Below are 14,696 nucleotides of genomic sequence, written 5' to 3' on the forward strand. Positions count from 1 at the left end.
CTGGGTATGGAAGAGGTTTAATTATTTATAAATTTTTCCTCTCCTTATCTCCCAGAATTCCTCTGCAGGATTTGGCACCGTTACATGATATTTTGTATCATGTAGGTTGCCGGGCTTCACAGGGCCAGTCCCTCCACCACTCTTGATAAGGAAATTTATTAATTTTAACTAATAATACCATATTTATTTTTAAAAGTCAAGACAACATCTTTCTCTTTCCAAAAGAAAAATTACAAATAATTCTTATCTATTCCAACTTGTTTTAATATTTCTTAGTCTTTTCGTTAACATAAATATGATGACTACCTTTTACTCTATCCAATTTAAAACCATTTTTTCTCAAAGTCCTTATTATCTGTTTAGAATTAAAAGAAGGTAATTTTGACATTTAAATATCAACCGTCAATGTATATTCTAAAGTTTTATCCTCGGTAGGTATTTCTTCCCCATTTTCAATCAAACTTTCTAAATACAAATCGATAGCCTCTTTAGCCATTTTTATAGCTTCTTCTATTGTTTTTCCGTAGGTAACACATCCTGTTAATGTTGGAACTATTACTGTGTATCCTCCTTCCGGTTCTTTTCTCAAAAGTATCTTATAAGTCAATTTTTTCATATAATCACCTCAAAGTTTGTCTTTCTTATTTAATTATACCATACGTTATACAATACTATATATACCATACTTATTTTGAAATTAGCATATATACTGTGATATAATAATTAGTGAATAATCAAACAAACATGCAAGGAGGAATGAATATGAACGGTAATATAAAAATCAGTGATAATGTTTATTATGTTGGGGTAAATGATAGGGATACAGTGCTTTTTGAAAAACTTTGGCCTCTTGAAAAAGGGGTTAGTTATAATTCTTATCTAATAGTAGATGAAAAAACTGCCTTAATAGATGCTGTTAAAGAAACAAAAATCTCTGAACTTTTTTCCAAGATAAGACAACTTTTAAATGGCAAACCTCTTGATTACCTTATCGTTAATCATATGGAACCAGACCATTCTGGGGCTATTCCGGAACTTCTACATGAATTTCCAAATCTTAAAATTATTGGAAATCGAACTACATTTCAATTTATGCAAAACCTATATCAAATACAGGACAACTATCAAGAAATAAAAGATGGAGATCTTTTAGACTTGGGAAATCACAAACTAAAATTTTATCTTACCCCGATGGTTCATTGGCCTGAAACTATGATGACTTATGATGAAACTGATAAAATTCTTTTTTCAGGCGATGCTTTTGGAGGATTTGGTACATTAGATGGAGGAATATTTGATGATGAGGTTAAGATAGACTTTTTTGAAGATGAAATTAGAAGATACTTTTCTAATATAGTTGGAAAATACTCCCCTATGGTTCAAAAAGCTTTTGGAAAATTAAATGAAGCTAATATTGAAATAAAAATAATCGCTGCAACTCATGGCCCTGTATGGCGAAAAGATCCTCAAAGAATATTTACATTATACGATAAATGGAGTAAATATGAAACAGAAAAAGGCGTTGTAATTGCATATGGGTCAATGTATGGAAACACCGAAGAAATGGCAGATTATATAGCAAGAAAGCTCGCCGAAGATGGAATTAAAGAAATTAAAATTATGGATGTTTCCAAAACTCATATATCTCATATAATAAATGAAATTTGGAGGTATAAGGGTTTAATATTAGGGAGTTGTACATATAACCAAGGACTTTTCCCATATATGGAATCTTTAGTTCAATGGTTATCTCACAATAATATTAAAAATCATGTCTTAGGTATCTTTGGTACATATGGATGGAGTGGTGGTGGAGTATCAACTATAGTAAAATACAATGAACAGATGAAATGGCCCCTCGTGTATGAACCAGTAGAAGCAAGACTTTCTGCAAAGGAAGATGATTTTAAAAAATTGGATGAACTTGCAAAAGCTATGTCTAATAAAATAAATTCATGAATCTGTAAATCATTATCTTTTTTGTCGTGTTAAAATACTAGAAGAAATAATTTCTCTTCTAGTATTTTTTTACTTTTGGTTTTCTTAATGAAAAAGAGGTGATTTTAAAAATATGGAACAAAAAACTAAAACAAGAATATCTAGAGCACAACTTTGTGAAGAAATAAAACCTGGTCCCTCATCAATAATAATTTTTGGGGCATCAGGAGATTTAACTTTTAGAAAATTGATTCCTTCTATATACACACTTTTTAAGAAAAATTTACTACCTGAAGAGTTCTTTTTGTTAGGTATAGCAAGAACTAAATACACAGACGAAGAATATCGAGAGAATATAAAGTCACGACTATTAGAAGAAAAAGAAGATTTATTCATTGTTGATAAATTTTTAGAAAAAATATTCTATCTCTCAGGTTATTATAATGATGATTCTTTATACACAAATTTAAAAAATCGTCTTAATCTTCTTGATAATATTTTTAAAACAAACCAAAATTATTTATTTTATCTCTCTACACCTCCAAACGTTTATCTAGAAATAATAAAACGTTTGGGAAATTTTGAATTAACTGTCGAAAAAGAAGGAAGTTATTCAAGAATAATTATAGAAAAACCATTCGGAAGAGACTTAAAAACCTCCCAAGAAATAGACAAAGAATTACACAAATATTTAAACGAATCTCAAATATACAGAATTGATCACTATCTTGGAAAGGAAACCGTTCAGAATATTATGATGCTCAGGTTCGCAAATATTGTTTTTGAACCTATTTGGAATTATAAATACATAGATAACGTTCAAATAACTGTTGCTGAAACACTTGGTGTGGAGCACAGAGCCGGCTACTTTGAACAAGCTGGTCTATTAAGAGATATGTTTCAAAACCATATGATGCAACTTCTAACTCTTGTTGCAATGGAACCTCCAGCTTCTTTAGAAGACAGAAGTGTAAGAGATGAAAAAAATAAATTACTAAAAAGTATAAGATCCTACGATAAAAAAGATATAGACAAATATTTTGTAAGGGCTCAATACAAAGAAGGGTTTTTAAACGGTGAAGAAGTCTCCGCTTATCGATCAGAAAAAAATGTGAACCCAAATTCTAATATTGAAACATTTGTTGCGGGCAAATTTAATATAGACAATTGGAGATGGAGTGGTGTTCCTTTTTATTTAAGAGCTGGAAAAAGACTCAAAAGAAGAGTTACTGAAATAGCGATAATTTTCAAAGAAGTTCCACATTCTATCTTTGCAAAAAATAATCTTGATTTAGAGCAGAATATTTTGATACTCAACATCCAACCAGATGAAGGTTTCTCACTAAAAATACAAGCGAAACAGCCTGGCTCTAAACTTTGTTTAAACACGTTAAGTATGGATTTTAACTACAACGATTTTTTCAAATTTAAAGGTCCTGATGCCTATGAAAGGTTACTACTAGATGCAATGGTTGGAGATCAAACCCTTTTTGTAAGAAGCGATGCAATGGACGTGTCTTGGAAACTTTTCACACCACTTTTAGAAAAATGGGAAGAACAAAAAGATAAAGGTTTACTATTTTATCCCGCTGGTAGTTGGGGTCCTATTGAATCTTTTAAACTATTAGAAAAAGACCAAAGACAATGGCGCAACTTAGAATTAAACCAAGAGGGAGAAGAGATACGTGCAGATAAAGTTTTTTGAGGAAGAAAAAGATTTTATAGATAAATCAGCTAATTTTATATACAAACTCATTTCTACATATCTTAAAAAAAAGAACGAATTTACTTTAATGCTTTCTGGAGGAAAGACACCTATTCCTGTTTATAATAAACTGGGTGAAGAATACAAAAACAAAATAAATTGGCAAAATGTTCATTTGTTTTGGGGTGATGAACGATACGTTGATAAAAGTTCGGATTTAAGTAATTTTAAACCTGCTTTCGACTCTTTAATTAGTAAGATAGAAATTCCTGATAAAAACGTTCATAGAATAAAAACGGAATTAGAACTGGAAAAAGCAGCTAAAGAGTATGAAAAAGAAATAGTAAACTTTTTTGAAAACGATGAACCTGTTTTTGATTTAATAATGCTTGGTTTAGGTAACGATGGACATACTGCTTCTATCTTTCCAGATAGTGAGATCATAAATGAACATGAAAGATTAGTCGTTAATACTGCTCCTTATGGATCCCCAAAAGTACCAAGAATAACTGTAACTTACAAGATTTTGGACAAGGCAGAAAACATTTTGTTTTTATCTTCCTACAAGGGAAAAGAAAAAATTATAGACCAAATTATCAAAGAACCAAAAATTGCCGAAAAAAAATATCCCGCTGCCAAAGTTAATGCCAAGAATATCTTTATGTATATTAAAAAATAAGGGACTTAAAAATCAGTCCCTTAAAAATTTATTAATTTTTTATTTCTTTAATTAAAAGTAGAAGGGGAAAATAATTTTAAAATTCTGCTATAAGTGAAAAAGAAAGATACTTATCTTCTTCAAAAGCCGTAAGATCGTCTGTGGGCATTTGATTACCGAATGAAACCTTCAATTCAACTGGTATATCGTCTCCTGAAACTTTAAAATTAATATCATATCCAAAATTTTCATCGGCGTTATAGTACAAATTACCTCCTATCCTATACAATTCCGATAGTGTATAGCCTGCTCCTACCTTAACTGCAAAGAAATTATCCACTTTCATCTCATAATATGCAGCTCCATCCACATCAATATTTCCAAGGATCAAATATCCATCTAGCATTAAATCCTCATTTAACATGGAGTATCCCAAATTAATACCGTATTTATCCTCTTTTTCATAACCTGCAAGGATTTTATCAAATTCTAAATCTTTCATTTCAACTTCTGCATAAAAATCAAATACATCTCCTCTAAAAACTAAAGACGTAGAATCAACCGTATCAAATAAAACGCTAAAACCATAATCACCGAAGAAATAACTTCCAAAAACATCATATTTCAGTTTGTCACTTTGAGAATAGATATTTAAACCAACATTCAAATCATTCCAGTTATAAAAAAATCCAAAACCCGGTAATTTTTTTTCTGGATTTTCATATTCAAAAACATAATTTGGATTAACCTCTGATTTGTAAAAAGCTCCAAATGATAGATTTTCAAATCCCCAAAATGCCTTCATCCCTAGAACTTTAAATTGATAATTAGTAGAATCTGCTCCTATTTTTAATTCTAAATCAGAATTTTGAACATTTGGATTTAAACTTAACACAACTTCATTTGAGACCTTCGGACCTGCAAAAAATCCAGTCTCTTCTTCTAACTTTGTCTTCAAACCAAATTTATATTCGCCAGAAATAAAAGAGGAAGCACCTTCTTCTTCTGATAACCCAGTAACTATTTGTAACTTTCCATTAACAAGTATTAACTCAAATTTTGAATTCCTTCCCCCATATGGATCAGGGATATAATCTGGAGACTCTGGGTCTTCGTACCAATCTGTTCCATTTACCACGTACTTGTATTCATAAACTCCAGGTTGTAAATTAGTTACATAAACCCAAACTCCTTCATAATATTCCATTTCCCAAGCTGAAGTACTCCAATTATTGAAAGTTCCAGCTACAAAAACCGTATCTGCTGTTGGGTTTTCATACTCAAAAACAACCATTCCATCTTCAACGTAAACCTTGGAAAAAGAAAATACTATCAGCAAAGAAAATATCCCAACAAATATGAATTTCTTCATCATTCCACCTCCAAAATTTCTCTATTTTTGTTTTTTTTATTAATTAAAAGTAATAAGTTGTCGTTATACCAATCTGTCTTTTAAATTGAAGCGAATTTTCAAAATCACCATCACCAACATATAATTTTATATTACCATTTGGAAGATTGTAACCCATTTCACCATATACTGTAAAATATTTTTCTATTATACCTTGTATATATTGAACCTTAACTAACGTAGAAATCTGATCGAAATTTCTTGAAACATCAACATAATATAGTTCACCTAAAGATTGAAACGCCGCTTCTGAAACTGGATTACCAAAGGCATACTTCATATTTCCTTTAAATCCTAAAACCTCATAATTTCCTTCCAAATATAATCTAAAAGGTTTGTATGTTGTTATATCTGTCCAATCATCCTCCCAGCCTCTCTTGTACAATGAAACCTTATACCAATTCAAAAATGGAATGGAAAGTTCTTGATTATATGTCACAGATATTTCAGAACCATCCATGTTAAAATCAGAAAAAGATCCTTCAAAATCTGGAGATACATACAATTCAAAATTATTTATATATAGATTACTTCTCAATCTATCTATTTCTGTTTCTTTACTAAAATCAACTTCTAGTTTATTTGTCAAACGAATATCTTTATATTTAGTTTCTAAATAAATATTTTCGTTTAAACTATCGGGAGAATACCCTCTATAAAAATTATCCGCTATATAAGTAGTATTGAAATTATAAGAAAATTCCCCTAATTTACCTTTTACTCCACCAAATAAAATATAATTTTCATCAATATCATATGAAGCGGTATAAACATCTTGCTGATAAGAAAATACAGCTTCTCCATATGGTTCAATGGCTTCAAATACTCCTATATTAAAGTCAAAACCTATAAGTTCGTTATAATCTAAAAATTTATTTTTGTAGTCTTTTAAATATAAGACACTTGAATTTATTCCAATAAATTCAGGGAGCCTATAATGTAGTAGATTAAGCATGTATCCGGATTTATCAACAGCGTAAAAACTTAACTTACCCCAATTATCTAAATCTGAATAGATTTTGATCCCATCCACTGCCTCTACTTTTTCGTTGTTTACTATCTTCAGCCAATCATCCGTAGATACACTTCTCCTATTCCAATAGGTTGTAAAATCTAATTTTTCAAACTTATATTTAAACTCGGAAGAAGAAACCAATAAATTATCATTTGCATCCTTGTTTAAATTAAATTCACCTCTCAACCCATCTCCAAAAAACTTGAAGTAAAGATCTGCCTTGTTGAAATTATCATAAAGCAACGCATCTTCTTCTTGAGGAAATTCATAATTTAAGTTAAATTCTACACTTCCACCAAGATTAACAGATCCAAAGAAAATAGTTATGGATAATACAATTATCGAAATTAAAAATAATTTCTTAGCTTTCAACTTAATTCACCTCGCTTTCTTCAAACCAAACATAACTTATTCTAGGATCAAAATAAACTGTTATTTGGTTGGTGTTACTTTTTAGAGTGTATACAGCGTCAGAAGAATCTCTTGAATATACTTCAGAATTGAAGATCATATTCCAAGGACGCCAATCTGAGCTTGGTTTAATTTTATATGATATTGTATCTCCAGCATTAAAATCTTTTTCTATATTAGCCACTAAAATCCCTTCTAATTCTTCGAATTTAACAGCACCTGCATCCCAAGTATCACTACCCCAGTTACCAGCAAAATACCAATCAACATAATACCTTGAAGAATCGCCTACTCCTACTGCTAAATTCTCTTTCATTTTTGAAGGGTCAGCATAAATAGTAATTGTTTCTAATTCATTTTCCTCAACTACATCTTTCCATATTGGTATAGAATCACTCACAACATTTCCGTCTTCTTTTACATTAAAAACTTTGTAATAACTCAAATCATAAATAACACCATCTTCATCAACTTGTGAATAAGTAAGATCAGAAACGTTTATAGTTATCTTGTAAAACTCTAAATTTCCATCATACTTTAGTTGATCTCCCACTGTTGGTACATTGTTATTTTTTGAATATCCTAGATAAATACCTGGATCAAGAATAATGTCTAATAGATTCATCATACAACCTGATAAAACAAACAAAAGAGAAAAGCCAAGTAGTATGTATAAATATTTTTTTCTCAAAAAACTCACCTCCATTTATAAAAAGAGGGTTGGGAGATGACTCCCTACCCTTTTTAATCTTAAGATCTTAATCTTATGGTTGAAAAATCAAATTTTATTGCGCCCAACTTTCTACCACAGAAACTATTGTACTATCATCAGTTAAAATTGTAACTCTATTTCCTACTTCTTCTCCACTTTCATCTTTTTCCACATAACCCCAATCATTATTTCTCAAAAATTTGTATTTCTGAACGGTATAAGATGTTGTTGTTGCAGATAAAGTATAAGTTTCTCCCGTTTTATTTAACTCATAACCAGGATCCCAATTCTCGTTCAAACCTCTCATATATATTTTTCCTTCATCATCTACTGTATCTGCTGGAACATAAACAACGAAATTTATAGTTATTTCACTTTGAGAATCTGTGTAATCTATGTTCTCTAATCCCTTCCAATTTAATACAACATCTTGTATATCTTTATCTGGCTTTACGTCTATTCTTCTATTTCCATCCAAACTTCCACCATTTTCGTTTACTTCTTCATATTCCCAATCTGCGTCATACGTGTATTTGTATTGAATAGGATAATCGGTAGCATCAAAATCTAGAATAAATTCCGCATACTTTTGCTCATTATCAGTTTCAACTTCGGAAGACTTAGCGTTGTCAAATCCCCAATCAGAGTAATCACCAACGAGATAAATAGTTGCAGTTGCTGGGGTTGTTTCAGGCAAATTGACTCTTAAAACTAATTCCTGTGGAGTTTCTTCTTCCTGTGGAGTTTCTTCTTCCTGTGGTTCCTCTGTAGTAGATGGTAAACATCCAAAAAGCACAAAAATACTTAAGAAACTCACCAATGTTACTACCAAAATCTTTTTCCTATACATACTAATACCCCCTTAAGTTTTTAATATTTCTGAAAGCTTGCTTCCTATTCCACTAATGGTACCCATACTGACCAACCTTCGTTTTCACTCATTATGACTTTAAAATCACCGTATCCGCTTTCATCAGTTGTTACTCTTTCAGCTATATGTCCAGTAAAATCATAAAAAGTTGTATTTGGCTGTCTTGAATTTATGCTTTTAGTTGTAATCTTTCTAGATTCTCCATCAGAGATCATTAAAACCAAACCATCACCTTCAACATCAGGCAATCCAGCTCTTACGTAAGAATATACATCTTCATCGTTGTTATCTACTTCATAACCAGGACCATATGCAAAGTATTTTCTTGCCAGCAATAATTTATCCAACTCTTCTTTCATGCCCCATATATAGTAATCTTTCCAAAAAACCACCGGCGTTCCATGTTCTCTAGTTAATATATATGCATATGATTGGTATTTTCTTCTCAATATACCCGCTTTTTCGTCTTCATCTCTATTAGTATCGTGATTATCAACAAAGGTTACTGCTTTATCTTTATAACCATCTATGTTTATTAATCCAACGTATTCAAGATTCCTTAAATCAGCACCATCAATCATATCTACAAAAAAACTTCTTAAAGGAAAGTCAAATACTTTTAAATCTTCGTTGTCTACTGTATCAAGAAATCTTGCAAGTTCGCTTACATCTTCAATCCAAGCTTCTCCAACAAAAAATACATCTTTGTCTGTATTGTTTTGAATATCATCTATCCAACTGTTTATAAATCTGTAATCAATATGTTTTGCAGCATCTAAACGAAATCCATCAAAATCAATATCGTTTATTATCCATTTTCCCCAATCGGTAACGTCTTTTTGTACTTCGAGATTTTCATAATCTACATCTGCCCCCATTAGATAATCGTTATCCATGTAAAAAGTCCAATCCCAACTTTTGCCCTCAAATAAATTCTCATCTACACTATCAAAATGTTGCCAATTCCACTTCATTTCACTGTATTTATTATTTCTTCCTGGAAAATTAAAAACTGTCCAAGCTGAAATTTCTTCATTAGGCTTATCAGGACTTTGACTACTCAGTCTTACCTTTTCAGTTCTGTCTGCACCCATCCTATGATTTAGTACAGCATCATAATAGACTTTTATTCCCTCATCATGAAGAGCAGCTATGGCACTTTCTAATTCTTTTTTTGTTCCATATTTAGTTCTAATAGTACCTTTTTGATTAAACTCACCTAAATCACATAAATCATAAGTAGCGTATCCTACATCATAAATACCGTTCATTGCTTTGTTTGCAGGGGGTAACCATAACGCTGTAATACCGACTTCTGATAATTCTGGAGCTTTTTGAGCTAAAAGACGCCATAGTTTTTCTTCTTCTGGATAATTTTTTAAATAATCTCCTGTACCCATTTCCCAATAAAATGCTTGCATAATAGTTTCATTATTTAACTCTTCAGGTATTTTAGGATAAAATTGATCATTTTCATTATCTATAATATTCCCTAAACATGCATATAAGAAAAATATCGTTATGAAAGTTAAAATAAAAAAGTTTTTTTTCACTTGAGAAGGTCCCCCTAGAAAACTTGATTGTATTTGTTAGTAACTCAAAACAAATGGAAATGTTTTCATTCTATTATAGCAGATATGGAAACATTTCCACAAATGGCAAAAAAATCGATTAAGGGAAATTATAAGAGATTATGGGGAAATAATTATAAATAGATGAAAAAATCTTAAAATATCTATTTTTTTTTGAAAAGAATTTTGAAGATTAAAAAAACGGAGACGATTATTTTTCGTCTCCGCTAAGTGTTTATTTTATATAGTTTTTATATCAAATGTTTTGGCAACTGTTTCTAAGACATTTGGAGAAAGGAAAGCCGGTAATGTTGGACCTAACCTTATTCCCTTTACTCCCATATAAAGTAGAGCAAGTAATACTGCTACAGCTTTTTGTTCGTACCAAGCAATATTGTATTCAATTGGAAGTTCGTTGATATCGTTCAATCCGAATGCTTCTTTTAATTTTAAAGCTGTTAATACTAAGGAGTAAGAATCATTACATTGACCTGCATCTATAACTCTTGGTATTCCTTCAATATCTCCTAAATCTAACATGTTGTATCTGTACTTTGCACATCCTGCTGTAAGAATAACGGTATCTTGCGGAAGTTCTTTTGCAAAATTCGTATAATAATTTCTTTCCTTGTTTCTTCCATCACAACCACCCATAACATAGAACTTAGATATTTTCCCTGCTTTTACGGCTTCAACAATTTTATCTGCTACTTGAGCAGTTTGTTGATGTGCAAATCCTATAGTAATTTTCTTGCCTTCTCTTTTCTTAATTGGACCAATTTCTAATGCCTTTTTTATCACTGGAGAGAAATTTTTCTGTCTGTTATCTTTTCTATTTGGAATATGAGTTACTTCTGGCCAACCAACAAGCCCTGTTGTAAATATTTTATCTTTGTAAGATTCTCTTGGTTTTTGTATACAGTTAGTCGTCATGACTATAGCTCCACCAAATTCCTCGAATTCTTGTTGTTGTTTCCACCAAGAACCTCCGTAATTTCCAACCAAATGATCATATTTTTTTAGTTCTGGATAAGCATTTGCAGGAAGCATCTCACCATGAGTATATACTTTTATTCCTGTACCTTTTGTTTGTTCTAAAATTTCATAAAGATCTAATAGATCATGTCCACTTACCAATATGGCAGGTTCTTCATATGTTCCTGTATAAACCTCCGTCATTTCTGGATTTCCAAAACAAGAAGTATTTGCTTCATCTAGTAAAGCCATTGCATTTACTGCGTATTTACCAGTTTCCAAAACTAAGTTTGTTAATTCTTCTGCTGTTATATCATTACGCAAAGTTTGTGACAAAGCATTTTCAATGAAAGTAAGAATATCGTCGTTAGAATTTTTTAATACATAAGCATGATCTGTATAAGCGGCTACTCCTTTTAATCCAAATAATAGAAAACTTTTTAGTGATCTTATATCCTCATTCTCCTCTGAAAGAATTCCGACTTTTTCAGCTTTTTCAAGATATTCTTCTTCTGTTTTCTCTTGGGGAGCCCATATTGCTGCATCTGGTACTTCTTCGTTAAAACTCTTTCCGTATTTCTTTTCATAGGCTTCTTTGAATTTCTTTTCTATAATATTTCTTTTTTCAAGGGCTTCATTTATATATTCCACAATTCTTTCTTCATCAAAATTAACGTTAGTTATCGTAACGAATAAACCTTCTGCAACATAGAGATCAACGTCTGAATCCTCGACTTCTACTTCTCTTGCTTTTATACTCCAATAAGATATTCCTTTTAGAACATAAATTAAAAGATCTTGTAGGTTAGCAGTTTCTGGAGTTTTTCCACAAATACCTGAAAATACACAGCCTTCATTTCGTAAAGTTTCTTGACACTGATAACAAAACATTCCCATACAATTTCTCCTCCTTTGGAAAATTAAATAAATAATTTATATTTTTATGCCTTTATCATAGTTAAAATCATTTTAAATTCATTTTTTGCAGTTAATCCATGAGAATGGTTTGCAGGCATTATGATTGCTTCTCCTTCTTTAAGATTATAAGATTTTCCATCTATAATAATTTCTGCCTCGCCTTCTAAAACATGAACTAATGCATCATAAGGTGCTGTGTGTTCACTCAATCCTTGATCTTTAGTAAAAGCGAATAATGTTACCGTTCCCGTTGTTTTATCAACAATAGTTCTACTGACAACATTCCCTTGTTGATAACCAACTAAATCTTTGAGTATAGAAACGTTATTTAATAAAACTTTGTCGATTTCTTTATTAGACATATATTTTCCTCCCCTTTTGTATTTCTAGTTTAATTTAAGTATAATAAATATGAATGCTTTTTTCAGTAACATATGTTACACATATTCCTTAAGGGCTTTAGGGAGGTAAGAAATTTGGACAGATTCATCGATATAATAAGTAGAATAAATATTTTTTCAAATTTTACTAAGGGTGAATTACTTAAAATATTTGGTAATACATCTTACCATATAAAAGAGTATTCAAAAGGAACTTTGATAAGAAATTCTGGAGAAAGAGTAGAAGAATTTATGATTTTGGTTGATGGTCAAGTTATTACAGAAATGGTTGATTTTAACGGAAAATCTTTAGAAATTGAAAGAATAAAAGCACCTGATATCTTAGCTTCCGCTTTACTTTTTGCGAAGGAAAATTATTTGCCCGTAGATGTAATAGCAGCAACCAACGTAACTTTAATTTGCATTGAGAAAAAGTATTTGATTAAATCTTTCAAAGAAAATTCTGACTTTCTTTTGTCTTTTTTAGAAGATATTGGAGAGAAATTTCTATTTGTCGCTGAAAAATTAAGAATGAACACTTTTAATACAATTAGAGATAAGTTCACGATGTATCTTTTAAATCTATATAATCAACAAAATAAATCAATTGAATTGAAAATACCTCTTACTTTAGAAGAGCTTTCAAATTTATTTGGAATAGAAAGACCTTCATTATCAAGAGTAATTTCAGAAATGCAAAAGGAAGGTTTATTTGAAAAAAATGGAGATAGAATTATTTTAAAAAAATTGAAGAAATAATCATGTTATAATATATTTGAGATTAAAAAAGTTTTTAAGGGGGTATTAAACAAATGGAGATTTTTTTAGATACTGCAAATATAGAAGAAATTAAAACAGGTGTTGTATGGGGAATAGTCGATGGTGTTACAACCAATCCAACTTTAGTTTCAAAAGAAAACGCTGTATTTGAAGAAAGAATAAAAGAGATTTGTGAAACTGTAGAAGGACCTGTAAGTGCGGAAGTAGTTTCAACTGAGTACGCTGGAATGGTAAAAGAGGCTAGAGAACTTGTTAAAATTAGTGAGTATGTTGTAGTTAAAATTCCTCTAATACCTGATGGGATAAAGACAATAAAAACTTTATCTAAAGAAGGAATAAAGACAAATGCAACGTTAGTTTTCAGCCCCTTACAAGCACTTCTTGCAGCTAAAGCGGGAGCAACATACGTAAGTCCTTTTATAGGAAGAATGGATGATATAGGAAATACAGGTATGGAAATAGTTGAACAGATTAAAGTTATATTCAGTAATTATGGATATGAAACAAAAATTATTGTCGCTAGCGTGAGACATCCTCAACATGTTTTAGAAGCTGGGTTAGTAGGAGCAGATGTTGTTACCGTACCTTTTAATGTTCTTGATAAGATGTTCCATCATCCAATGACAGACATTGGGCTTGAAAGCTTCTTAAGTGATTGGAAGAAATACCAAGATTATTTGAAAAACAAAAATTAACCTTTAAAACTCACCATTTTTTGGTGAGTTTTATTATCTATAATACATATAAGAAGCAACATAATAACCAATTAAGGAACCTACCACAACATCCGATAGCCAATGCCTGTCTTCAATAAGACGAGAAAGAGAAATGCTAAAAGGAATTGAAAAGATCCAAGGATTGTATTGCATTGCATAAGGGGTATAAGCTGCCCAACTAACAGCAGAATGTCCTGAAGGGAAAGATGTGTACGTGGAACCCTCAGTAAGAGGGGCAAACGGTTTAAAAGAATATGTATCATTTTCAGGATTTGGCCTTTCTCTTCCCACAAAAATTTTTGTAGTTATAATTATACTACCCGTCAATGCAGAAGAAAGAATGGAGTCTGTAGCGACTTTTTTTAATTTATCATCATTTAATAAATAACCCGCACTATATCCACTTATTGGTAGTAATACTAAGAAAAAATAATCATAGTTAGTTAAAAACTCTGAAATAGATTCTAATGTATTGTTATTATTTTCTTTAATAAAACTACGACTCAAATCATCAAAGTTGAAATTAAACCTATTTATATCAGTACTTTCCTTAGTTAGCAAATCGTTAGAAAAAAATGAATGTGAAAAAATAAATAATAAAATTATTAAAAAAAATTTTTTCGACATTTTATATC

Annotated in this window: 15 protein-coding genes and 1 riboswitch; of the genes, 5 read left to right on the top strand and 10 right to left on the bottom strand. The window is 30.8% G+C overall.

Going from position 1 to position 14,696, the window contains the following annotated elements; translation table 11 throughout:
- Positions 1–41 precede the first annotated feature (41 nt).
- Positions 42–152: riboswitch (SAM riboswitch) on the bottom strand.
- Positions 153–262: 110 nt separating this feature from the next.
- Complete coding sequence (locus tag PW5551_RS10830; RefSeq protein WP_113074872.1) at positions 263–388, bottom strand: type II toxin-antitoxin system HicA family toxin; 126 nt, start codon at positions 386–388, stop codon at positions 263–265.
- On the bottom strand, positions 389–616 hold the full coding sequence (locus PW5551_RS05905; RefSeq protein ID WP_113074873.1) for a type II toxin-antitoxin system HicB family antitoxin: 228 nt from the start codon (positions 614–616) through the stop codon (positions 389–391).
- 146 nt (positions 617–762) lie between these two features.
- Between PW5551_RS05905 and PW5551_RS05910 the strand changes: the two genes are divergently transcribed.
- The 3 genes from PW5551_RS05910 to pgl all read left to right on the top strand — a co-directional run bounded on the left by PW5551_RS05910 (position 763) and on the right by pgl (position 4,322).
- Complete coding sequence (locus PW5551_RS05910) at positions 763–1,959, top strand: FprA family A-type flavoprotein (RefSeq protein ID WP_113074874.1); 1,197 nt, start codon at positions 763–765, stop codon at positions 1,957–1,959.
- Between the two features lie 112 nt (positions 1,960–2,071).
- Complete coding sequence (gene zwf, locus PW5551_RS05915) at positions 2,072–3,643, top strand: glucose-6-phosphate dehydrogenase (RefSeq protein ID WP_113074875.1); 1,572 nt, start codon at positions 2,072–2,074, stop codon at positions 3,641–3,643.
- The gene (gene pgl / locus PW5551_RS05920; RefSeq protein ID WP_113074876.1) at positions 3,624–4,322 is read left to right on the top strand and encodes a 6-phosphogluconolactonase; all 699 of its coding nucleotides are present in this window, start codon (positions 3,624–3,626) and stop codon (positions 4,320–4,322) included. Before zwf ends, pgl begins: the two co-directional genes overlap by 20 nt.
- A 76-nt stretch (positions 4,323–4,398) precedes the next feature.
- Here pgl and PW5551_RS05925 read toward each other — a convergent pair whose 3' ends face one another.
- From PW5551_RS05925 to PW5551_RS05955, 7 genes are all read right to left on the bottom strand, one after another.
- A complete protein-coding gene (locus tag PW5551_RS05925) occupies positions 4,399–5,673 on the bottom strand; it encodes a glycogen-binding domain-containing protein (protein ID WP_158526151.1) in 1,275 nt (424 codons plus the stop codon).
- Between the two features lie 43 nt (positions 5,674–5,716).
- A complete protein-coding gene (locus PW5551_RS05930) occupies positions 5,717–7,099 on the bottom strand; it encodes a hypothetical protein (protein ID WP_113074878.1) in 1,383 nt (460 codons plus the stop codon).
- A 1-nt stretch (position 7,100) separates the two neighbouring features.
- Positions 7,101–7,829 (bottom strand): hypothetical protein, encoded by a 729-nt coding sequence (locus PW5551_RS05935; protein ID WP_113074879.1) that lies wholly within the window; start codon positions 7,827–7,829, stop codon positions 7,101–7,103.
- Positions 7,830–7,923: 94 nt separating this feature from the next.
- Positions 7,924–8,700, bottom strand: coding sequence for a hypothetical protein (locus PW5551_RS05940; RefSeq protein ID WP_113074880.1), 777 nt, complete (start codon positions 8,698–8,700; stop codon positions 7,924–7,926).
- Between the two features lie 44 nt (positions 8,701–8,744).
- On the bottom strand, positions 8,745–10,274 hold the full coding sequence (locus PW5551_RS05945; protein ID WP_113074881.1) for an alpha-amylase: 1,530 nt from the start codon (positions 10,272–10,274) through the stop codon (positions 8,745–8,747).
- A 258-nt stretch (positions 10,275–10,532) separates the two neighbouring features.
- A complete protein-coding gene (gene hcp / locus PW5551_RS05950) occupies positions 10,533–12,164 on the bottom strand; it encodes a hydroxylamine reductase (RefSeq protein ID WP_199562225.1) in 1,632 nt (543 codons plus the stop codon).
- A gap of 44 nt (positions 12,165–12,208) precedes the next feature.
- Positions 12,209–12,547, bottom strand: a complete 339-nt coding sequence (locus PW5551_RS05955) for a cupin domain-containing protein (RefSeq protein WP_113074882.1) — start codon at positions 12,545–12,547, stop codon at positions 12,209–12,211.
- 114 nt (positions 12,548–12,661) lie between these two features.
- Between PW5551_RS05955 and PW5551_RS05960 the strand changes: the two genes are divergently transcribed.
- Both PW5551_RS05960 and fsa read left to right on the top strand, forming a co-directional pair.
- Complete coding sequence (locus PW5551_RS05960) at positions 12,662–13,324, top strand: Crp/Fnr family transcriptional regulator (protein WP_158526152.1); 663 nt, start codon at positions 12,662–12,664, stop codon at positions 13,322–13,324.
- A gap of 53 nt (positions 13,325–13,377) precedes the next feature.
- Complete coding sequence (gene fsa / locus PW5551_RS05965; protein WP_113074884.1) at positions 13,378–14,040, top strand: fructose-6-phosphate aldolase; 663 nt, start codon at positions 13,378–13,380, stop codon at positions 14,038–14,040.
- A gap of 33 nt (positions 14,041–14,073) precedes the next feature.
- Here fsa and PW5551_RS05970 read toward each other — a convergent pair whose 3' ends face one another.
- Complete coding sequence (locus tag PW5551_RS05970; RefSeq protein WP_113074885.1) at positions 14,074–14,688, bottom strand: phosphatase PAP2 family protein; 615 nt, start codon at positions 14,686–14,688, stop codon at positions 14,074–14,076.
- Positions 14,689–14,696: the final 8 nt, after the last annotated feature.

The sequence above is a fragment of the Petrotoga sp. 9PW.55.5.1 genome (assembly GCF_003265365.1).
Classification (GTDB): Bacteria; Thermotogota; Thermotogae; order Petrotogales; family Petrotogaceae; genus Petrotoga.